The following is an 18,812-nucleotide window of genomic DNA, read 5'->3' as shown; positions in this document are numbered from 1 at the left end:
GCCGATTCCGACGGCTCGCTTGAATATGTCGTTCACTGCGGCATCCGCGTGTGCCGCAAGACCAGGCGCGTGCGTTCGATCCAGGGTCCGCCGAACACGTCGCGGGTCGACAGCCGTCCGTACAGGTGGTGCAGCAGGAACGGTCCGTCGCCGCCGAGCGCCTGGACCGGCTCGCTGTCCAGACGCCAGTCATTGCCCAGGTAGATGCCCGCGTGGTTCGGGTGCAGCGCCCTCCCGACCTGCATCACCAGCATGTCGCCGCGGCGGATTCCGGCCAGCGGCACCGGCCGGAATCCAGCCGCCGCATAGTGCTGCTCGTAGAGGCTCTCGCCGGTTTCCCACCAACCGTCGCGGCGCGGATAGTCCGGAAGCTCCAGACCTGCCTCGCGGCGGTACCAGTCGCGACAGAGGCTCCAGCAGTCGAGCACGCCGTGGGCGAACTCGCGGCCGAGCAGCGGCGCCCGATAGCCCTCCGGCGCTAGATGCGCGACATCGCCTTCCGGCCAGGACAGGATCACCCAGGGCAGACCATGCAGTTCGCAACTGACCCGATCGGCCATGCTCGGCGTGGCCGGAACGTCCGGGTGGCTGTGGACGATGGCCAGGACCTCGCCCTGGTCCTCGGCGGCGCACCAGTCCTGGTGATCGATCACGAAGTGCTCGCTGGGCGATCCGGCTGCGTTGCGACAGGCCACGTAGCGGCGTTGACGCGCACCGCGAACGATCAGCCCGCAGCATTCGCGCGGATGCTCGCGGGCGGCGTGTGCGGCGATGGCCCGCTGTAGGCTGCGGCTCAGTTCCATGCTCACATCCTGACCAGGCCGGCGCCGGCGAAGCCGCCGTGGGACAGCGGGTTGTCCGCGCCGAAGCGCAGCTTGCAATCGCTGACCCGGCCGCCGCAGCGGTCCAGCGCCGGATCGTCCACCGGATTGCCGTCGGCATCGAACATCGCCGTGCCGGTGTAGTTGCAGTCCTGCCCGCGGTACTCGTTGGTGATGCACCAGTGGCACAGCGAGGTGATCTGGCGCGCCGGGATCTGCTGGCCCTGGAAGTCCGGCGGAGCGGACAGCTCCCAGGTCACCTGGACGCTGTTCTCGGCGGTCTTCTGCTCGAGGAACCAGATGTTCAGGCGCTCCTGGGAGGGGTCGGCCTGCGGGTTGCCTTCGGTGAAGTTGGCCGCATCCAGGTAGTGCGCATAGGTCTCGCGCACGGTCAGGCGCGCGCCTACCAGGCCATCGAAGAACAGGCAGAGCGCGCTGATGCTGCCGTCGATGTTGCCCACGCTAAGGGTCGGCGAACTGGCCCGGCCGTCGCCGCGCTGCTCGAAGCCGCGCGCCTCCAGCGGCCAAGCTTGGTAGGCGTTGCCCTGCCAGTGGATCGGCCCCTGCTGCAGGTGGCCGTGGAAGCGCAGCATCTCGCCGCCGAACCCGGTGCAATCCAGGTCGAACAGGCGCACCAGCGCCCCAGGCTCGAGGGCCTGGTCATCGGCTGTGATGGTCATGCTTACCTCACGGATTGAAGACTTGCTGGAAGGTGGTGTTCAGGGTGAACACGCCGTTGCCGCGCGGCCGCAATTGCCAGCCCTGGGCGCGCACCCGTACCGGTTCGCCAGTGGGCAAGGTCCAGAGGAACGAGCGGTAGCCGCCGTGGCGCTTGAGGAAATCGCGGATCGGGCCGATCAGCGCGAGATCGCCGGTACGCGAAACCTGCCAGGTCTCGCTGAGGTTGTTCAGCCCGTCGCCGAGCGCCTGGCTGTAGCCGCCGCCGTACTGCACCTGGCGTACCAGTTGGTTCGCCTGGCCGGCGGAATCGATCGAGATGTCCCAGGTAAAGCGTTCCAGATCAGCCATTCACCATCCTCCATACCAGGCCGCCGGGGCGTAGCTCCTGCGCCACCACGTTGCGCGCGGCATCGTTGATCATTCCCGCCAGCTGCTGTCCCGTACCGTCGTCGCCGCTGGCCGTCGCCGCGCCCTCGCGGCCGCCCAGGCTGACGCTGGTGGAGAAATTGAAGACGTTGCCCCCCTCGCCGCCGCCGAGCGCGCGCACGCCGAGCACGCCATCGGAACCGCGACTCAGCGGCATGATGGCTTCCGGCCCACGCTCGCCGATCAGCGCCGGACGACCGCCGGCCATGCTGAACAGCGCCGGCGCGCTCTGGATGCCATCGTTGAAGGCACCGCCCCTGGCGAACCCAGGCATGCCTCCGGCGCGTTGCTTGCTGACCCAATTGGCCATGTCCGAGCCGGTGTAGTCGGAAATCCGCGAGCCCGCCGTTGCGCCGCTACCGAAGAACCCGCTGACCGCACCGACGATGCCGCCGATGATCTGCAGCGTCGCCTGCCGCGCGGCGATCCGCGCCATATCCTGGATCACCGAGTCGGCGAAATCCTTGAACGACAGCTTGCCCGTGGTGGCAAAGGTGAACAGGGCGTTCTCCATATTGGTGAAGGCGTTGGTAAACAGCATGTCCATCATTCCCGAGACGTCCTGCGCCTGGTCGCGCAGGCTCGCCCAGGAGGCGTCCATCTGTTCGACCCAACTGCCCACCGGCTTGCCAGCGCTCGCCGAAGCCCCTCCAGCCGATACCTTGGAACCGTCCCCGGTCTGCCCGGAAGCAGCGGCCACCATCGCGCCGACATCCATCGCCGCTGCCGGCATTGGCGCGGCACCCTGGGCCGCGGGAGCGCCCGCTGCCGCTTGTCCCGCAGCTGCGCGGGCCTTTTCCAGTAGCGAGGTATAGGGCTTCTGGCTGGCCAGTTGCGCCTCGGTGATGCCGGCCTTGCCATTCATCCAGCCGAACAATCCGTCCAGGGCGAGCATTGAAAGCTGCCGCGCGGCGATCCGGGCGACATCGTCAATCACCGTCTTGGCGAAGTTGCTCAAGGACAGCTTTCCGCTAGTGGCGAAATTGAACAGCGACTTCTCGAGCTTCTCCGACGCATTCCTGAACAGCTCGTCGGTCATCCCGGAGATATCCTGCAACGGCGCGCGGTAGGCGCCCCAGACATTGTTCATCTGCAACAGCCACTGCTTGAAGACCTGCGACTGGAGCGACGGCTGTTCCTTCTCGTCGTCGCCGGCCTTCGCCTGTCCCTTGCCCGCCTTGTCGTCGACCTTGGGCTTCTCGGTACCGACGCTGGCGACCCAGCCAAACAGCCCGTCCAGCAGCATCAGGGTCATCTGCCGCGAGGCGAGACGCGCGGCATCGGCGTAGGCGGCCTTGCCCACGTTGGCAAGCGACAGCTTGCCGGTCTCGCTGAGATTGAGCAGCGCCTTGTCGAGCTTGTCGGAAGAGTTCTTCAGTAGTGCTTCGTTGAGCTTGGACAGATCCTGGAGTGGTTCGCGATAGCTCTTCCAGGCTTCGCCCAGCTCCTTCTGCCGGGTCTTCCACTCGGCCAGTACCTTGTCCTGGGCGCTCTGCACAGGCTTCTTGGCCTGACCCGCCTCGCGACTGGTCCTGCCCAGCATGTCCAGCGCCTGGTCCAGCACGCTGCTGGCAATCAGCGCCGAACTGTCCAGGCTTTTGCCGATAGCCTTGCCAGCCTTTTCCGCGCGCGCCTCCATGGCACGCATTTTCTGATCGTTGATCCTGCCAACCTTGTCCATCCCGGCCCTGTACCCTTCGCTGCGAAGGACCAGGTCGAGCGTCAGGCTGCCGTCGGTATTCGTGGCCATGATTCATGTCTTCCAGAAAAAGACCCCGCCGCAGCGGGGTGGCCTGTCATGCCCATTGATCCATCGCCTGGTGCAGCGAAAGGGGCTGGAGAGCCATATGCGGACGGAACGCGTCGGGATCGGCGTCCGCTCCCAGCGCATGCCCGAGCAACGCAGCGATCCGAGCCAGCGCAAGCTCCAGCCGGTGTCCCGGATGGAGCGAGCCGCGCTTGTTCAGATAGGCGACCCAGGCGCGGTACTCGGCGTAGCTGAGCCGCTCCTTGGCCTCGGCAATGGTCGACCCGCCGACGCCGTTCAGCACCAGTTCGTGCCAAACCTCGTCGGCGGGGGTCAGTTTTTTTCCGCGTCCTCGACCCGGTTGACCTCACCGACCGCCTGCAGCAGCAGGAAGCCCAGCGCCGGGTCGAGGTCGTAGGCCTGTTCGTAGGTCAGGCTTTCCTCTCCCGTCTCGCCCAGGCGAATGCATTCGGCGAGGTAGCGCGCGTTGCGGCTCTGCTGGTCGCCTTCGGCGGAGAACAGGCGCTCCACCGCGCCAAAACTGTTGCGTCGGACGAACACCTGGAAGGTGTCGCTGACCGCCTTCTTCCTGCCGGCGGGAACGCGGGTCCAGGTAATCTCCTTGCGCACCAGCGCCGACTCGATGAAACCGCCCGCCGCACGAAGTTCGTTGAGATTCATCTACGCGCTCCTCAAGCCGACTTCGGCGTCCACTTGCCGGCGCCGGAACGCTGGATGGTGGCCTGGGTAGCGACCAGCGTGTTGCTGGCGAAATCGAAGGGGAAGTCGCTGACGTAGCCTTCGAAGGTGAACCAGGTGCGCGCCGGCGGCAGCACGAAATCGTCGCCTTCGGTGCTGACGGTCGGCTTTACGTCGATTCCGTCGGACCAGCCGATGGCCCACTTGACGCTCGTCTCGCCATCTTTCTCGGACAGTTGGAACAACCGAACGTGACTGGCCAGGCGTGGATCGGCGTTGATGCCGAGGGTCGCCTGGCCAGGGGTGCGCAGGCCTTTCTTGTACTTGCGCGAAGTGTCGCTCAGGCACGGGTCTTCGATCTGGTCGGCCGGATTGCCGCCCGGGTTGAACGAAGTCACGCCTTCGATCTCCAGGACGGTAGCGGCACCGGTACCGGATACCGGCGGAACCAGGGCGTAGATCTGGGTACCTTGAGTCAGGATGGACATGGAAAACTCTCCTTTATGCACATGAAAAGACCCGCACCAGGCGGGTCGTCTGGCCCCGTCCCCAGGACGGTCGGCCGTGGCGCGGTACGCGGTCGGCGAGGAGCCTCCACGTCCCGAGCCGTTGTCGGATGCAAACGAAAAAGCCCGGCACACTGGCCGGGCTCTGAGGTTGCAGGTGGCATCCCTGGGGGGACACACCTGTACAAGCATGACTACGTTGTACCGACCGATTCCCGGCTCGACAACGCTGCGGAATCAATACACGGCAATATGCGCCGGACACACGTCCATCGACGTCCATATGCGCCCAGTGTCTCAGCGGCAGGCACGCAATGCCGCCTGCAATTCGAGTTCGTAGCCCTGCCGCTGGCGGCGCTCGGCGAGCAATGCGCGAACCTTGGCCTGCAGCGAATCGCCGGCCTTCAGCGTGGCGCCGGCCCAGCTCGGCGGGCGCACGTCAGGTACACGGCAGGGCACTGCGAGGGGAACCTCGACGCGCACGGGGCGAGGTGTCGTCGGCGAGGCTGCGCAGCCCGCGAAAAGCAGACAAAGCCCCAGCAGGAGACGAGTCATAGTCCCAGCTCCCGGTCGATCGCCGCACCTGCCGCCTGGCAGTCCACACCAATGTCGGGTTCCTGGAGCAGACGCACGGCCGCGGCATACTGCTCCGCGGCCTGCGCCCTGGCCTCGCCGAGTGCCTGCTCGACGTCCTTCGCGCGCCTCTCGGCGCTCGCCCGCACCGCCGCCAGCGCTCGCTGCTGCTCATCGAGCAAAGCCTCGAGCTGGCCGCTGGCGACGCGGCTGGCAGTGAGTTGGCCCAGGGCCTCCTCCAGTTGCGGACGATAGTGGCGGGCAACCAGGCCGCCGCCGAGCAAGGCGCCGGCCAGCAGGACCAGCAACACGGCCGGCAGGAGCAGAGCGAGCCGGCTCATGACAGCACCGCCCTGGCCCGCTGCCACAACGCCAGGCGCTCCGCCTGCCCATTCAGGCCGCCGTTGATGCGGCGGGTGATGGCAGCGAACTCGCCGCGGTCGGCCAACTCGTTGAGCCCGTGACCGGCCCACCACCAGGCGGCGCTGCGGGCCGCCGGCACGGGCTGCTCCAGGCGCCAGGGCTCGGCTTCCAGCGGCTCGCCGAGGGCCTCGCCGACCAACCGGTAGTTGGCACGCCCGGTGATCTGTAGCAAGCCACGCCCACGGAAGCGCCAGCCATCGCCGGACGCTTCGTCGCCATTGCCGTTGCGCGTGGCGTAGGTGTTGTCGGCAATCGCCTGCGGATTGCGCGCCAGCCGCCAGGCCAACGCGTTGGGCTGCCCGTCGGGGCCGAGATAGCGGCTCGGCCAGGTCGCCGCCAAGCCTTGGGCACTGTAGTTGAGGTTCTCCACCAGCCGGTTCAACTGGCTGCTTTCGTGGCCGACCTGGGCGAGAAACGCGGCACGCCGCGCCGGTGTGTCGATCTCCCTCTCGTCCATGGCCCGTTGCAACGCCGCAACGAAAACGCCCGCGACGAGGCGGGCGTTGGGAAAAATGCGCAGCAATTGCTGCTCGGTCAGTTTCATCGATCCTCCTGGCGCTTATGTCCGCTCATGCGGCTCCTCCTCGGGCAGCTCGCAAACCCCCAGGCGCCGGGCGGCCCAGCGTTCGTAGAGACCGACGGCGATCTCCGCGCCGGCCGCGGCGGTCAGGCTGCCCAGCGCCGCGGCGAACAGCAGCGCGGCGCCGCAAGCCAACGCCAGCAGCATCACCGCCACGCCGCAGACGATCGACGCGCCGGAGCGCAGCGCCAGGCGCCGCAACAAGGCCCAGCCGCCGAGACCGGCCTTGTCGGCACGCCACATCTCGCCGCTGACGCCGCCCAGCGCGGCGAGCAGGATCAGTACCCAGAGCGGCATTTCCGTCAGTGTCTGCGGTTCGTTGCCCATGGGCCCCTCCTTGGCAGGCAGCGCCGGGCACGTCCGCACGAACGTTTTCCCGGGCAATAAAAAACCCGGCGCCAGGGCCGGGTTCCGGTGCTTCACGAGTGCCTCCCTGGGGACGCACCTTTACAAGAATGACTACTTTTTACCGCCCGATTCCCAGCCCGGCAATGCCTTCTCGACAATCCACTGCAATAGGAGGGAGACGCACCACGATATGAGGGTGATATACCGCCCTGGGAACCTTCGCCAGGCATCCGGGCAAGCGAATACCCACTTCCGATATGGAAAGCCCGGCATCGACTGACGAAAAGGATGGCTACGCCAGCCCGACCCCGCCTCTACCGTGCAGGGTCCGCTGCTGTGCATGGGACTCGCCGCCTCCATGGGCGACAGGCATAAAAAAACCGGCCCGAAGGCCGGTTGGAAAATTCCAGGGGGGACACGGTATCCGGTCCAGGAACTCAGGCCGCCCGCCGCAGCAGGCCGTCCTGGATACCCTGGTGCGCCACATGCAGGCGCAGATAGAAGGTGTTGCGGCTGCAACCGCAGTGGCGGTACTTCTGCTCGGGGAAGCTGTCGCGATTGAGATAGTGCTCCACCACCACGTTCTTCAGTTCCTCGGGTAGGCGATTTACCAGGCGATCGACCTCCGCCACACGGTCGAGGATCACCCGGCTGCCACGGTGGCCGCGGACCACCTCGCCCTTGCTGGCGATCAGCATGGCGATCAGGTTGCCGCCGGCGTAGCCGCCTCCGTTGCTGCCTGGCGCGTGCATTTCCTCGGCCCAGAGCTTGAGCATTTCATCGATGGCTTTGATCACGGTCGTGTCTCCTTTCACTGCCCGCGAGGGCTCGGCATGAGGTCGGTTCAACGGCGCTCGTGGCGGTCCTGGCAGTCGATGCAGCGACTGCAGCCCGGTGCCGCCCGGCGGCGCGCCTGGGGAATGGGCTCGCCGCAGTCCTCGCAGTCTTCCGCGGACTCGCGGATGGCCAGCGCCGGGCGCGCCGCCAGGAGGCCGTCGAGGCGAGCCAGGACCAGTTCGTTGGCGTGATCGGCAAGGTCAGCCATGGAAAGCCTCCCTGGCGTGCCCGACGCCCGACGGCCGAATGGATGGAACATGACAGATGCGCGGCGCCGGTTCGGCGACCTGCGTTCCTCTGCGCGGAAATGGCGAGTGCGTATCTCGCGACATGGCAATGACTCCCTGTACGACGCCGCCGTACCTGAAGCAGGTCAGCGACAGAATGAATGAGCGGGACGGAGCGTCTGCATGGACGGCGCTCCGGCCCTCCAGGTGCCGGAGCGCTTTCCCATGGCCCCGGCACCCAAGCAGTCGGCACTTGCATCGTCGGTCGCCGACAACCGGGTGCGTCCCTGCACCCATGTGAAATCTCTGAAAGGCGGGTGGGAAGTTGTGGAACTCACCCCTTCCGCTTTCTGACGGAAGAGAAATTACAACCAAAGCTATTTATCGTCAACACCTAGGCTCTTTACAGAAAATCCATCGGTCTGTAGATTGCCGAGCATGGACAAGAGCACCCAGATCCCGCCCGACAGCTTCGCCGCTCGCCTCAAGCAGGCCATGGCGATGCGCAACCTGAAGCAGGAAACCCTCGCCGAAGCGGCAGGGGTTTCGCAGAACACCATTCACAAGCTGACCTCGGGCAAGGCCCAGAGCACCCGCAAGCTGATCGAGATCGCGGCGGCCCTGGGCGTCTCGCCGGTCTGGCTGCAGACCGGCGAAGGCGCTCCAGCCGCGCGCAGTGCCGTGTCCGTGGCCGATGGCAGCCCATTGGTGCTGGAACCGCTGCATCCGTGGGACAGCGACACACCGCTGGACGAAGACGAAGTGGAACTGCCGCTGTACAAGGAAGTGGAGATGTCCGCCGGCGCCGGACGCACTGCGGTGCGCGAGATAGAGGGGCGCAAGCTGCGTTTTTCCTACGCCACGCTGCGTGCCTCGGGCGTCGATCCGTCGGCGGCGATCTGCGCCCAACTCACCGGCAACAGCATGGAACCGCTGATCATGGATGGCTCCACCATCGGCGTGGACACCGCCACCACCCATATCACCGATGGCGAGATCTACGCCCTCGAACATGACGGCATGCTGCGGGTGAAGTTCGTCTATCGCCTGCCCGGCGGCGGCATTCGCCTGCGCAGCTTCAACCGCGAGGAATATCCGGACGAGGAGTACTCGCCGGAGGACATGCGCAGCCGCCAGATCAGCATGATCGGTTGGGTCTTCTGGTGGTCCACCGTACGCCACCGGCGCGGCCCGTCCCTGGTGCGGTGAGCGCCTGGCGCTCGCCCGCTCTACAACTTCAGCTATTGAACAAGAAAACAACCTGAGCTATATTTCCCTCAACGACGTGTAGCCGCAGGAGGGAATACCATGCAGCCATCCATCGCCCCTAGCACTCCGATTCCACGCCAGGAAACCGTGGAATTGGTCTACCGCATCTTCGGCGACGTCCTGGTGCCGCTGGAGCAGGTTCGCGAACGCTGGTTTCGCAACCTGAACAAGGAAAACTTCAGCAAGGCCCTGGCATGCGGGCGAATCGCCCTGCCGGTGACAACCCTCGACGATAGTCACAAGGCCATGCAGTTCGTGGCCCTCGATCACCTCGCCGCCTACGTCGACCAGCGCGCGAACCAAGCCGGAAGCGCCCGTCGAGCACAGCCGGGCGCTGACAGCATCGCATCCTGAGCGGCCCGCCGTTGCCAGCATCGTAGGGAGCGACACCATGCTCCGCCTGGCGGATATCGCGTGGTGATGTCCCCCCTACGAAAGCGCCTTCTGCGTGGGCAAGTAATGCCGAAGGCGTCATCCGCCAACCGGACATATCGATCACTTCACCTTGAGGCGGGTTCGGCGTCCTGCCCCCTGGCGGATATCGCGCCGCGATATTCGCCCTACGAAAGCGGCTCCGCGTAGGGCGAAGCCAATGCGTGGGTCCAGCCGGGCATAAAGAAGGCGGATGACGCAAACGCCATCCGCCTTCTTTTCTTCCGCCTCGCGCCGTCTTATTCGACGCTCTGCTCGGCCAGCGCCACGGCGCGGAACATCGCCCGGCGCTTGTTGATGGTTTCTTCCCACTCCAGCGCGGGCACCGAGTCGGCAACGATACCGCCGCCGGCCTGCACGTGGAGTTCACCGTTCTTGATCACCGCGGTGCGGATGGCAATGGCAGTGTCCATGTTGCCGTTCCATGCCAGGTAGCCGACCGCGCCGCCGTAGACTCCACGCTTGACCGGCTCCAGCTCGTCGATGATCTCCATGGCGCGGATCTTCGGCGCGCCGGACAGCGTACCCGCCGGCAGAATCGCCCGCAGCGCGTCCATCGCGCTGAGCCCCTCGCGCAATTGCCCGGTGACGTTGGACACGATGTGCATGACGTTGGAGTAACGTTCGATCACCATTTTTTCGGTGACCTTCACCGCGCCGATATCGGACACCCGCCCCACGTCGTTGCGCCCCAGGTCGATCAGCATCAGGTGCTCGGCGATCTCCTTGGCGTCCGACAGCAGATCCTGCTCCAGTGCCAGGTCGGCCTCTTCGTTGATCCCGCGCGGACGGGTACCGGCGATCGGGCGCACCGTCACCAGGCCATCCTCGACCCGTACCAGCACCTCCGGCGAGCTGCCCACGACATGGAAGTCGCCGAAGTTGAAGAAGTACATGTAGGGCGTCGGATTGAAACAGCGCAGCGCGCGGTACAGGTCGATGGGCGCCGCCTTGAATTCGATGGACATGCGCTGCGACGGCACCACCTGCATGCAGTCGCCGGCCAGGATGTAGTCCTTGATCCTTCCTACCGCGTTTTCATAGTCCTCGCGGGTGAAGCTGGCACGAAACGCCGGCTCACGACCCTGGGCCGCCTCGAGGTCGAGGCCGCGACGCGGGGTGACCGGCTGGCGTAGACGCTCCAGCAGCTCCTCCAGACGTGCCTGGCCGCGCTCGTAGGCATTTTCCTCGGAGGGATCGGCGAGGACGATGGCGTGGATCTTCCCGGCCAGGTTGTCGAATACCACTACGGCATCGGACACCATCAACAGGATATCCGGGTTGCCCAGCGGGTCCGGGTTCGGACAGGTGGCCAGGCGTTTTTCCACGTAGCGCACGCAGTCGTAACCGAAGTAGCCGACCAGGCCGCCATCGAAACGTGGCAAGCCGGGCACGGTGGGCACCTGGTAGCGCGCCTTGAACTCCTCGACGAAAGCCAGCGGGTCGGCGCAATCGAAGCGCTCGGTTTCCATGCCATCGATGCTGATCCGCACTTGATGCTCGTAGACCCGCAGCACCGTGCGGCACGGCAGGCCGATGATCGAATAGCGCCCCCATTTCTCGCCGCCCTGCACCGACTCCAGCAGGTAGGAGTTCGGCGCGTCGGCCAGCTTCAGGTAGATCGACAGCGGCGTGTCGAAGTCGGCAAGGGTCTCGAAGGACAGCGGGATGCGGTTGTAGCCATCGGCGGCCAGCCGCAGGAATTCTTCGCGATTCATGATCAGCCTCATCGGAGGAGAGAACGGTCAACAGGGTGCAAACGCGCGCCGGCTATCCGGCGGAGGATGATGTCAGGCGCGCCAGCGCCAACGCGCCAGGGCCTTGATGACCTTCATCCAGAGTTTGCTGACCGCCACGGCTTGATCTCGCTGGTCGGAGGGGGAAAGGGAGTCGTCCGGCAACACTATCTCAGCGGCCTGGTCGGCGCAAGGCAGCAGGTCGCGCAGGTTGTCGATGACCAGGGTGGGCGCTTCCTCGGCGATCGGCCGGCCGTGGTTGTAGCCATAGGTCAGCGCCGCGCAGCGCACGCCGGCAGCTTTGGCGGCGAGCACGTCGTTGCGCGAGTCACCGACGAACAACGCATCTTCGGGCTCGATGCCGGCCATCTTCATCACGAACAGCAGCGCCGCCGGGTCGGGCTTCTGCTGCGGCAGGGTGTCGCCGCCGATGATCCAGCGAAAATAGCGACCCAGCTTCATCTCATCCAGCAGCGGAGCGACGAAGCGCTCCGGCTTGTTGGTGATCAGCGCCATTTCCACGCCGTTGCGCTTGAGCCACTTGAGGGTGTCGACGACGCCGGGGTAGACCTCGGTGAGCGCATGACTGTCGGCATAGGCCTCCATGAACAACGCCAGCGCGGCTTCGGTTTCCTCCTCACCGATGCCGTCGTGCTCGATGCTTCCGGCCAGGGCGCGACGCACCAGGACGCGTGCGCCGTTACCGATCCACTGGCGGACCTTCTCGATGCCCGCCGGCGGCCGCCCGAGGCTGGCGAGCATGCTGTCGACCGCGGCGGTGAGGTCGGGAACGGAATCGACCAGCGTGCCATCCAGGTCGAACATCACCAGACGCGGCAGGCGCGTGGCGAAGAACGGCTCCGCAGCGCTCATTACTGGTGCGCCTGGGCCAGTTCGGCATGCATGGCGCGGATGACCTCGGCGTAGTCCGGGGCGTTGAAGATGGCCGAGCCGGCGACGAAGGTATCGGCGCCCGCCGCGGCGATCTCACGGATGTTCTTGACGTTGACGCCGCCATCGATCTCCAGGCGGATCTCGCGACCGGAGGCATCGATCAGGGCGCGTGCCTCGCGCAACTTGTCGAGGGTACCGGGGATGAATTTCTGCCCGCCGAAGCCGGGGTTGACGCTCATCAGCAGGACCATGTCGACCTTGTCCATCACGTACTTCAGCACCTCCAGCGGAGTGGCCGGGTTGAACACCAGGCCCGCCTTGCAACCGCCGTCACGGATCAGTTGCAGGGAACGGTCGATGTGCTGTGAAGCTTCCGGATGGAAGGTGATGTAGGTGGCGCCAGCTTCGATGAAGTCGCCGATGATGCGATCCACCGGGGACACCATCAGGTGCACGTCGATCGGCGCGCTCACGCCGTACTTGCGCAGCGCCGAGCAGACCATCGGGCCGATGGTCAGGTTCGGCACGTAGTGGTTGTCCATCACGTCGAAGTGAACGATGTCGGCACCGGCGGCGAGCACCTTGTCCACGTCCTCGCCCAGGCGGGCGAAATCGGCGGAAAGGATCGACGGAGCGATGGCGAAGGGTTGCATGGCGCACCTCAAAGGGGATCACGGAAGGCGCGCATTGTAGCCGTTATCGGTTTTTGGCGGTGAAAATGACGACTTTTCGCCGCAGCAGCCGACGCCCGGACCAAGCCGGGCGCGCCCTGCGCCTCAGCCGCCGGGTTGTGCGGTACGCATCTTCTCGCTGCGCCCGCGCAGCCATTCCAGGGTCAGCAACAGCAGTACGGAGAAACCGATCAGCAAGGTCGCCGCGGCGGCAATGGTGGGGCTCAGGTTCTCGCGAATGCCGCTGAACATCTGCCGCGGCAGGGTGGCCTGCTCGGGACCGGCGAGGAAGAGGGTCACTACCACTTCGTCGAACGAGGTGGCGAAGGCGAACAGCGCGCCGGAAATCACTCCCGGAGCGATCAGCGGCAGGGTCACCCGGAAGAAGGTGGTCAGCGGCGGCGCGCCGAGGCTGGCGGCGGCGCGCACCAGGTTGTAGTTGAACCCCTGCAGGGTCGCGGAGACGGTGATGATCACGAACGGCACGCCGAGCACCGCATGCACCACGATCAGCGACAGGTAGCTGTTGCCGAGCCCCAGCGGAGCGAAGAACAGGTAGCTGGCCACGCCGATGATCACCACCGGCACCACCATCGGCGAAATCATCAGGCTCATCACCAGTGCCTTGCCGCGGAACTCGCCGCGGGTCAGGCCGATCGCGGCCAGAGTGCCGAAGACCATTGCCAGCAGGGTCGCCGCCGGAGCGACGATCATGCTGTTGGTCAACGAGCGCATCCACTCGGCGGACTGGAAGAAGTCGGCGTACCAGCGCAGGGAGAACCCTTGCAGCGGGTAGACCAGGAAGGTGCCGGAGTTGAACGACAGCGGCACGATGACCAGCACCGGCAGTACCAGGAACAGCAGTACCAGGCCGCAGAGGATGCGCAGGGAGTAGAACCACAGGCGCTCGACCGGGGACATGTAGGGACTCAGCATGACTCGCTCTCCAATGTGTTTCGTGCGGATCCCCCTCTCCCCGCCCTCCGGGCAACCTTTTTTCCGAAGGCAGAGGGGAATCGGTTGGCCTTCTCGGAAGGCCCTCTATCCCAGGCGCAGGCGGCTGGCGCCCACCAGCCAGCTGTAGACGACGTAGAGCACCAGGGTGGCGAGCAGGAGCAGGCCGCCGAGGGCGGTGGCCATGCCCCAGTTGATGGTGCTGTTGGTATAGAAGGCGACGAAGTAGCTGACCATCTGGTCGTTCGGGCTGCCCAGCAGCGCCGGGGTGATGTAGTAGCCGATGGACAGGATGAACACCAGCAGGCAACCGGCGCCGACGCCCGCGACGGTCTGTGGGAAATACACCCGCCAGAAGCTGGCGAACGGGTGGCAGCCGAGGGAAATCGCGGCGCGCATGTAGCTCGGCGAAATGCCTTTCATCACGCTGTAGATCGGCAGGATCATGAACGGCAGCATGATGTGCACCATCGCGATGTATACGCCGGTGCGGTTGAACACCAGTTGCAGCGGCTGGTCGATCAGGCCGAGCTTGAGCAGCGCGCCGTTGATCAGGCCACCCGATTGCAGCAGGACGATCCAGGCAGCGACACGTACCAGGATCGAGGTCCAGAACGGCAGCAGGACCAGGATCATCAGCAGGTTGCTCTTGCGCGTCGGCAGGTTGGCCAGCAGGTAGGCCAGCGGGTAGGCCAGCAGCAGGCAGATGACGGTGATCACCGCGCCCATCCAGAAGGTGCGGGCGAAGATGTCCAGGTAGATGGCCTGGTCCGGGGTGGCGCGCGCCACTTCGCCGAGATCGTCGATCCGGTGGTCGAGGGCTGCGAGCAGGTAATAGGGCGTATAGCTGCCGGCGTTGCGGCGGATCACCTGCCAGTAGGCGGGGTCGCCCCAGCGCTCGTCGAGCTGCTCCATGGCGTCCTTGTAGGAAGCGGGCTCCTCCTTGAACGGCAGCTTGCGCGCGGTCTTCGCCATCAGGCTGCGATAACCGGCCAGTTCCATGTTCAGGCGCTTGGAGAGATCGCCGATGGTCTGGTTGCGACGAGCCTCGGCGAGATCCTGGCTGAGCGCCTTGTAGACGGCGTCGGCCGGCAGCGACTTGCCGTCCCAGGCGGAGATGGCTTCTACCGTCAGCGGCAACGAGCGAACCACTTCCGGGTTGGACACGCTCTTGTAGAGCAGGGCGGCGATCGGCACCAGGAAGGTCAGGACCAGGAAGGCCAGCAGGGGCAGGATCAGCGCCTGGGACTTCAGGCGGTTCATCCGCTCGGCGCGCGCCAGGCGTTGCTTGAGGGTGCTGCCGGCGGCCTGGGACATGGGCACAGCTGTGGCCATAGCGAACTCCGGAAAAAAAGCGGGCCGTCGGGAGCGACCCTGGAAAGTGTGGAACGGTAGGAGGAGCCGCCGCGCGGCGGCCCCTCCGGCCCTCTCTGGAGGGTCAGGCGAGGATTACCTGGCCGCCCAGGCGTTGAAGCGCTGTTCCAGTTGTTCGCCGTAGTCGGCCCAGAAGGTCACGTCCATTGCCACCTGGTTCTGGATGTTTTCCGGAGTGGTCGGCATGTCCTTCAGCAGGGCCTTGTCCAGCAGCGGCACCGCCTGCTTGTTGGCCGGACCGTAGGCGATGTTTTCCGAGTAAGTCTTCTGCTGCTGGGGCTGCACCGAGAAGGCGATGAACTTCAGGGTCTCTTCCCGTTTCTTCGCCCCCTTCGGGATGGCCCAGGCGTCGAAATCGTAGATGCCGCCGTTCCATACCACCTTCAGGTTGCTTTCCTTCTGCACCGCGGCGATCCGACCGTTGTAGGCAGAGCTCATCACCACATCGCCGGAAGCCAGGTACTGCGGCGGCTGGGCGCCCGCCTCCCACCACTGGATGCTCGACTTGATCTCGTCGAGCTTCTTGAAGGCACGATCCTGGCCTTCCTTGGTGGCGAGCACGCCGTAGACGTCCTTCGGCGCCACGCCATCGGCCATCAGGGCGAATTCGAGGGTGTACTTGGCGCCCTTGCGCAGGCCGCGCTTGCCGGGGAATTTCTTGATGTCCCAGAAGTCCGCCCAACTGGTCGGCGCGCTTTTCAGCTTGTCGGCGTTGTAGGCGAGCACCGTGGACCAGACGAAGAAACCCACGCCGCACGGTTGGATGGCGCCGGGCACGAAGTCCTCGGTCTTACCGAACTGCGCCGGGTCGAGTTCCTCGAACAGGCCTTCGTCGCAGCCGCGCGACAGCTCCGGCGACTCCACTTCCACCAGGTCCCAGGAGACGCTGTTGGTATCGACCATGGCCTTGACCTTGGCCATCTCGCCGTTGTATTCGCCGGCGACGATCCTGTTGCCGGTGGCTTTCTGGTAGGGCTCGTAGAACGCCTTGATCTGGGCGCTCTTGTTGGCCCCGCCGAAGGACACCACGGTCAGGTCCACCGCCATGGCCTGGGCCGCGCAGGCCAGGCCGGCCGCCAGGGTGGCGAACTTCAGGCTGGCCGCTTTCAGGGATTTCGACATTATTGTTCTCTCCACAGTGCAGGGTTGCTTCGGTACGGTTCGGGACTGCCGGCGCTCACGCCGCCGGCAGAGGGTCGAGCGCCCTCACATGCTCGACCTGCCAGCCCAGCGGAACCACATCACCGACGCTCAGCGTCGGGTCCAGCTCGGCGATCGGCTGCTTGACGAAGAAGTCGTCGCGGCCGCAGACCTCCAGGCGCACACGCACGTGGTCGCCCAGGTAGACGAACTCGGCCACGCGGCCGGAGAAACGGTTGACGCAAGACTCGCTGGCACCGTTCAGGCGCACCCGCTCGGGGCGGATCGACAAGGTCACCGGCTCGCCCGGCTGGCCGACGTTGACCGCCAGCGCCTCGACCTTCTCGCCGCGCGGCAGTCCGACCACGCAGCGCTCGCCGTCGCAACTGAGAAGCTGCCCGGATAGACGGTTGTTCTCACCGATGAAGTTGGCCACGAAGGTGTTGCGCGGCTGCTCGTAGAGATTGCGCGGCGGCTCGATCTGCTGGATTTCGCCCTGGTGGAACACCGCCACCCGGTCGGACATGGTCAGCGCCTCGCCCTGGTCGTGGGTGACGTAGACCACGGTGACACCGAGGCGCTGGTGCAGATGCTTGATTTCCATCTGCATGTGCTCGCGAAGTTGCTTGTCCAGCGCTCCCAGGGGCTCGTCCATCAGCACCAGTTGCGGCTCGAAGACCAGCGCGCGGGCCAGCGCCACGCGCTGCTGCTGGCCACCGGAAAGCTGCGCCGGATAACGCCCGGCGAAGGCGTCGAGCTGGACCATCGACAACGCGCGCTTGACCCTTTCCTTCACGTCGGTCTTGCTCATGCCACGGACGCTGAGGGGAAAGGCCAGGTTCTCGGCCACGGTCATGTGCGGGAACAGCGCATAGTTCTGGAACACCATGCCGATGTCGCGCTTGTGCGGAGGGACATTGTTGATCGAGCGACCGGCCAGGAGGATTTCGCCGGCGGTGGGGGTTTCGAAACCGGCCAGCATCATCAGGCTGGTGGTCTTGCCGGACCCGGAGGGGCCGAGCAGGGTGAGGAATTCGCCCTTGCGAATGTCCAGGTTGAGATCCTTCACGATGAGGGTCTCGCCGTCGTAGCTTTTCTGCACGCCACGGAAGCTGACCAGCACATCGCCGCCTTGAGTCTCGGCCATAACCGCACCTTTGTTCGTTTTATGGATGCTGTGCGAACAGCCTAGAGAACCCGGCGCAGGACGCAAATCGGCCGGCAAGAGAGTTTTCTATCAGGGGAAAGGAAAGCTCTTTGTAGGAATCGCCCTACAAAAAAGATGCCCCCCGGAATGGGCCAGACCGCTCTGGGAAGGGGCTTTCGAGAAGGGCAAAGGTTTGCGCGCCAGCGCTCTCCGGCTGGCGCGCAACGGCCTCCTCAGCGCTTGGCCCAGTTCTGGAAACGCTGCTCCAGGGCCTCGCCGTGCTCCGCCCAGAAGGCCACGTTCATACCCACCGCGTTCTGCATGTTCTGCGGTGCGGTCGGCAGGTTGGCAGCCACTTGCGGATCGAGGAGGCCTACCGCCTTGCGGTTGGCCGGGCCGTAGGCGATGTTCTCGGCGAAAGCCTTCTGCTGCTCCGGCTGGCTGGCGAAACGGATGAACTCCTCGGCCAACTGCTTCTTCCAAACCCCGACCGGCAGCGCCCAGAAGTCGAAATCGTAGACGCCGCCGCTCCAGACCATTGCCAGGCGCTGCTTCTCGGCCTGCGCCGCGGCGATCCGCCCGTTGTAGGCCGAACTCATCACCACCGTGCCATCAGCCAGGTCGCGCACAGGGTCCTGCCCGGACTTCCACCAATGGATATAGGGCTTCAGCTCGTCGAGCTTGCGGAATGCCCGCTCGACGCCGGCGGGCGTCGCCAGCGTCTGGTAGACGTCCTTCGGCGCCACGCCATCGGCCATCAGGGCGAACTCCAGGCTGTACTTGGCGCCCCAGCGCAGGCCGCGCTTGCCGGGAAACTTCTTCACGTCCCAGAAATCCGCCCAGCCCTGCGGGCTGCCCGCAACCTTGCCGGGGTTGTAGGCAAGCAGCGTGGTCCAGACGAAGATGCCGACTCCGCAGGGCTGCACCGCGCCGGGAACGAAATCCGCGGGATCGCCGACCTTCGCCATGTCCAGCTTCTCGAACAGACCTTCCTCGCAACCGCGCGCCAGCTCCGGCGCCTCGACTTCCACCACGTCCCAGGAGACGTGGCTGATCTCCACCATGCGCTTGAGCTTGGCCAGGTCGCCATTGTAGGAGCCATGCACCACGCGATTGCCGGTGGCGCTCTTGAAGGGTTTGTAGAACGCGGTTTCCTGGGCTTCCTTGTTGGCGCCGCCGAAGGAAATCACGGTCACGTATTCCGCCCAGGCGGGCGCGGTAACTCCGAGAAGGGCGCACAACAGGCCCGTCCTCATGGCTGGCAACATCGTTTCTTCTCCTTATCGTGTTGGCCGGCAAGCATCATTCCCTGCCGCGCGGAAGCCAG

The 18,812-nt window shown here is 65.5% G+C and carries 23 protein-coding genes; 2 read left to right on the top strand and 21 right to left on the bottom strand.

Annotated features, from left to right (window positions below):
• Window positions 1–32: 32 nt before the first annotated feature.
• The 13 genes from AC1RB9_RS03205 to AC1RB9_RS03145 all read right to left on the bottom strand — a co-directional run bounded on the left by AC1RB9_RS03205 (window position 33) and on the right by AC1RB9_RS03145 (window position 7,849).
• Window positions 33–803 (bottom strand): C40 family peptidase, encoded by a 771-nt coding sequence (locus AC1RB9_RS03205; RefSeq protein ID WP_003129219.1) that lies wholly within the window; start codon window positions 801–803, stop codon window positions 33–35.
• 2 nt (window positions 804–805) lie between these two features.
• A complete protein-coding gene (locus tag AC1RB9_RS03200; RefSeq protein ID WP_003459431.1) occupies window positions 806–1,501 on the bottom strand; it encodes a phage minor tail protein L in 696 nt (231 codons plus the stop codon).
• 7 nt (window positions 1,502–1,508) lie between these two features.
• Entirely contained in the window at window positions 1,509–1,850 is a 342-nt protein-coding gene (locus AC1RB9_RS03195; protein WP_003113186.1) for a phage tail protein, read from the bottom strand.
• Window positions 1,843–3,678, bottom strand: coding sequence for a phage tail tape measure protein (locus AC1RB9_RS03190; RefSeq protein ID WP_003459429.1), 1,836 nt, complete (start codon window positions 3,676–3,678; stop codon window positions 1,843–1,845). The genes AC1RB9_RS03195 and AC1RB9_RS03190 overlap by 8 nt, the downstream gene beginning before the upstream one ends.
• 46 nt (window positions 3,679–3,724) lie before the next feature.
• Entirely contained in the window at window positions 3,725–3,979 is a 255-nt protein-coding gene (locus AC1RB9_RS03185) for a hypothetical protein (protein WP_003113188.1), read from the bottom strand.
• A 29-nt stretch (window positions 3,980–4,008) separates the two neighbouring features.
• The gene (locus AC1RB9_RS03180) at window positions 4,009–4,356 is read right to left on the bottom strand and encodes a phage tail assembly chaperone family protein, TAC (RefSeq protein ID WP_003113189.1); all 348 of its coding nucleotides are present in this window, start codon (window positions 4,354–4,356) and stop codon (window positions 4,009–4,011) included.
• Window positions 4,357–4,367: 11 nt separating this feature from the next.
• Window positions 4,368–4,862, bottom strand: coding sequence for a phage tail tube protein (locus AC1RB9_RS03175; protein WP_003113190.1), 495 nt, complete (start codon window positions 4,860–4,862; stop codon window positions 4,368–4,370).
• Between the two features lie 315 nt (window positions 4,863–5,177).
• Complete coding sequence (locus AC1RB9_RS03170; RefSeq protein ID WP_003118919.1) at window positions 5,178–5,435, bottom strand: hypothetical protein; 258 nt, start codon at window positions 5,433–5,435, stop codon at window positions 5,178–5,180.
• Window positions 5,432–5,794 carry a hypothetical protein gene (locus AC1RB9_RS03165; protein WP_003121852.1) on the bottom strand — a complete coding sequence of 121 codons (363 nt, stop codon included), beginning with the start codon at window positions 5,792–5,794 and terminating at the stop codon, window positions 5,432–5,434. Before AC1RB9_RS03165 ends, AC1RB9_RS03170 begins: the two co-directional genes overlap by 4 nt.
• Window positions 5,791–6,420, bottom strand: coding sequence for a glycoside hydrolase family 19 protein (locus AC1RB9_RS03160; RefSeq protein ID WP_003459422.1), 630 nt, complete (start codon window positions 6,418–6,420; stop codon window positions 5,791–5,793). Before AC1RB9_RS03160 ends, AC1RB9_RS03165 begins: the two co-directional genes overlap by 4 nt.
• Window positions 6,421–6,435: 15 nt before the next feature.
• Entirely contained in the window at window positions 6,436–6,783 is a 348-nt protein-coding gene (locus AC1RB9_RS03155; RefSeq protein ID WP_003117965.1) for a phage holin family protein, read from the bottom strand.
• 458 nt (window positions 6,784–7,241) lie between these two features.
• Window positions 7,242–7,601, bottom strand: a complete 360-nt coding sequence (locus AC1RB9_RS03150) for a PA0613 family protein (protein ID WP_003459419.1) — start codon at window positions 7,599–7,601, stop codon at window positions 7,242–7,244.
• Between the two features lie 47 nt (window positions 7,602–7,648).
• Entirely contained in the window at window positions 7,649–7,849 is a 201-nt protein-coding gene (locus AC1RB9_RS03145) for a TraR/DksA C4-type zinc finger protein (protein WP_003085132.1), read from the bottom strand.
• 457 nt (window positions 7,850–8,306) lie between these two features.
• On the opposite strand from AC1RB9_RS03145, the gene prtR reads away from it, so the two are divergent.
• Both prtR and prtN read left to right on the top strand, forming a co-directional pair.
• On the top strand, window positions 8,307–9,077 hold the full coding sequence (prtR, locus tag AC1RB9_RS03140; RefSeq protein ID WP_003113202.1) for a transcriptional regulator PrtR: 771 nt from the start codon (window positions 8,307–8,309) through the stop codon (window positions 9,075–9,077).
• Between the two features lie 99 nt (window positions 9,078–9,176).
• Complete coding sequence (gene prtN, locus AC1RB9_RS03135) at window positions 9,177–9,491, top strand: pyocin genes transcriptional regulator PrtN (RefSeq protein WP_003113203.1); 315 nt, start codon at window positions 9,177–9,179, stop codon at window positions 9,489–9,491.
• Window positions 9,492–9,808: 317 nt separating this feature from the next.
• Here prtN and trpE read toward each other — a convergent pair whose 3' ends face one another.
• From trpE to AC1RB9_RS03095, 8 genes are all read right to left on the bottom strand, one after another.
• Complete coding sequence (gene trpE, locus AC1RB9_RS03130; RefSeq protein WP_015649712.1) at window positions 9,809–11,287, bottom strand: anthranilate synthase component I; 1,479 nt, start codon at window positions 11,285–11,287, stop codon at window positions 9,809–9,811.
• Between the two features lie 72 nt (window positions 11,288–11,359).
• Window positions 11,360–12,178 (bottom strand): phosphoglycolate phosphatase, encoded by an 819-nt coding sequence (locus AC1RB9_RS03125; protein ID WP_003099532.1) that lies wholly within the window; start codon window positions 12,176–12,178, stop codon window positions 11,360–11,362.
• Window positions 12,178–12,852: a ribulose-phosphate 3-epimerase gene (gene rpe / locus AC1RB9_RS03120; protein ID WP_003085122.1), complete on the bottom strand. Its 675-nt coding sequence runs from the start codon at window positions 12,850–12,852 to the stop codon at window positions 12,178–12,180. Before rpe ends, AC1RB9_RS03125 begins: the two co-directional genes overlap by 1 nt.
• A 123-nt stretch (window positions 12,853–12,975) precedes the next feature.
• Window positions 12,976–13,806: an ABC transporter permease gene (locus AC1RB9_RS03115; protein ID WP_003099535.1), complete on the bottom strand. Its 831-nt coding sequence runs from the start codon at window positions 13,804–13,806 to the stop codon at window positions 12,976–12,978.
• A gap of 105 nt (window positions 13,807–13,911) precedes the next feature.
• Complete coding sequence (locus AC1RB9_RS03110; protein ID WP_003459412.1) at window positions 13,912–15,159, bottom strand: ABC transporter permease; 1,248 nt, start codon at window positions 15,157–15,159, stop codon at window positions 13,912–13,914.
• 114 nt (window positions 15,160–15,273) lie between these two features.
• Complete coding sequence (locus tag AC1RB9_RS03105; RefSeq protein ID WP_003099539.1) at window positions 15,274–16,320, bottom strand: ABC transporter substrate-binding protein; 1,047 nt, start codon at window positions 16,318–16,320, stop codon at window positions 15,274–15,276.
• 55 nt (window positions 16,321–16,375) lie between these two features.
• On the bottom strand, window positions 16,376–17,485 hold the full coding sequence (locus AC1RB9_RS03100) for an ABC transporter ATP-binding protein (protein ID WP_003085109.1): 1,110 nt from the start codon (window positions 17,483–17,485) through the stop codon (window positions 16,376–16,378).
• Between the two features lie 233 nt (window positions 17,486–17,718).
• Window positions 17,719–18,753, bottom strand: coding sequence for a polyamine ABC transporter substrate-binding protein (locus tag AC1RB9_RS03095; RefSeq protein ID WP_003085106.1), 1,035 nt, complete (start codon window positions 18,751–18,753; stop codon window positions 17,719–17,721).
• Window positions 18,754–18,812: the final 59 nt, after the last annotated feature.

The organism is Pseudomonas sp. 20-5 (assembly GCF_056782835.1).
Note: the sequence above shows the minus strand (reverse complement) of the source record. Positions and strands in the feature narration are given on the sequence as shown.

Coding starts and splice junctions, on each gene's coding strand:
- AC1RB9_RS03200 (WP_003459431.1), bottom strand. CDS start 1,501: ATGACCATCACAGCCGATGACCAGGCCCTCGAGCCTGGGGCGCTGGTG.
- AC1RB9_RS03115 (WP_003099535.1), bottom strand. CDS start 13,806: ATGCTGAGTCCCTACATGTCCCCGGTCGAGCGCCTGTGGTTCTACTCC.
- trpE (WP_015649712.1), bottom strand. CDS start 11,287: ATGAATCGCGAAGAATTCCTGCGGCTGGCCGCCGATGGCTACAACCGC.
- AC1RB9_RS03170 (WP_003118919.1), bottom strand. CDS start 5,435: ATGACTCGTCTCCTGCTGGGGCTTTGTCTGCTTTTCGCGGGCTGCGCA.
- AC1RB9_RS03095 (WP_003085106.1), bottom strand. CDS start 18,753: ATGTTGCCAGCCATGAGGACGGGCCTGTTGTGCGCCCTTCTCGGAGTT.
- prtN (WP_003113203.1), top strand. CDS start 9,177: ATGCAGCCATCCATCGCCCCTAGCACTCCGATTCCACGCCAGGAAACC.
- AC1RB9_RS03100 (WP_003085109.1), bottom strand. CDS start 17,485: ATGGCCGAGACTCAAGGCGGCGATGTGCTGGTCAGCTTCCGTGGCGTG.
- AC1RB9_RS03165 (WP_003121852.1), bottom strand. CDS start 5,794: ATGAGCCGGCTCGCTCTGCTCCTGCCGGCCGTGTTGCTGGTCCTGCTG.
- rpe (WP_003085122.1), bottom strand. CDS start 12,852: ATGCAACCCTTCGCCATCGCTCCGTCGATCCTTTCCGCCGATTTCGCC.
- AC1RB9_RS03205 (WP_003129219.1), bottom strand. CDS start 803: ATGGAACTGAGCCGCAGCCTACAGCGGGCCATCGCCGCACACGCCGCC.
- AC1RB9_RS03155 (WP_003117965.1), bottom strand. CDS start 6,783: ATGGGCAACGAACCGCAGACACTGACGGAAATGCCGCTCTGGGTACTG.
- AC1RB9_RS03145 (WP_003085132.1), bottom strand. CDS start 7,849: ATGGCTGACCTTGCCGATCACGCCAACGAACTGGTCCTGGCTCGCCTC.
- prtR (WP_003113202.1), top strand. CDS start 8,307: ATGGACAAGAGCACCCAGATCCCGCCCGACAGCTTCGCCGCTCGCCTC.
- AC1RB9_RS03190 (WP_003459429.1), bottom strand. CDS start 3,678: ATGGCCACGAATACCGACGGCAGCCTGACGCTCGACCTGGTCCTTCGC.
- AC1RB9_RS03110 (WP_003459412.1), bottom strand. CDS start 15,159: ATGGCCACAGCTGTGCCCATGTCCCAGGCCGCCGGCAGCACCCTCAAG.
- AC1RB9_RS03180 (WP_003113189.1), bottom strand. CDS start 4,356: ATGAATCTCAACGAACTTCGTGCGGCGGGCGGTTTCATCGAGTCGGCG.
- AC1RB9_RS03195 (WP_003113186.1), bottom strand. CDS start 1,850: ATGGCTGATCTGGAACGCTTTACCTGGGACATCTCGATCGATTCCGCC.
- AC1RB9_RS03105 (WP_003099539.1), bottom strand. CDS start 16,320: ATGTCGAAATCCCTGAAAGCGGCCAGCCTGAAGTTCGCCACCCTGGCG.
- AC1RB9_RS03175 (WP_003113190.1), bottom strand. CDS start 4,862: ATGTCCATCCTGACTCAAGGTACCCAGATCTACGCCCTGGTTCCGCCG.
- AC1RB9_RS03125 (WP_003099532.1), bottom strand. CDS start 12,178: ATGAGCGCTGCGGAGCCGTTCTTCGCCACGCGCCTGCCGCGTCTGGTG.
- AC1RB9_RS03160 (WP_003459422.1), bottom strand. CDS start 6,420: ATGAAACTGACCGAGCAGCAATTGCTGCGCATTTTTCCCAACGCCCGC.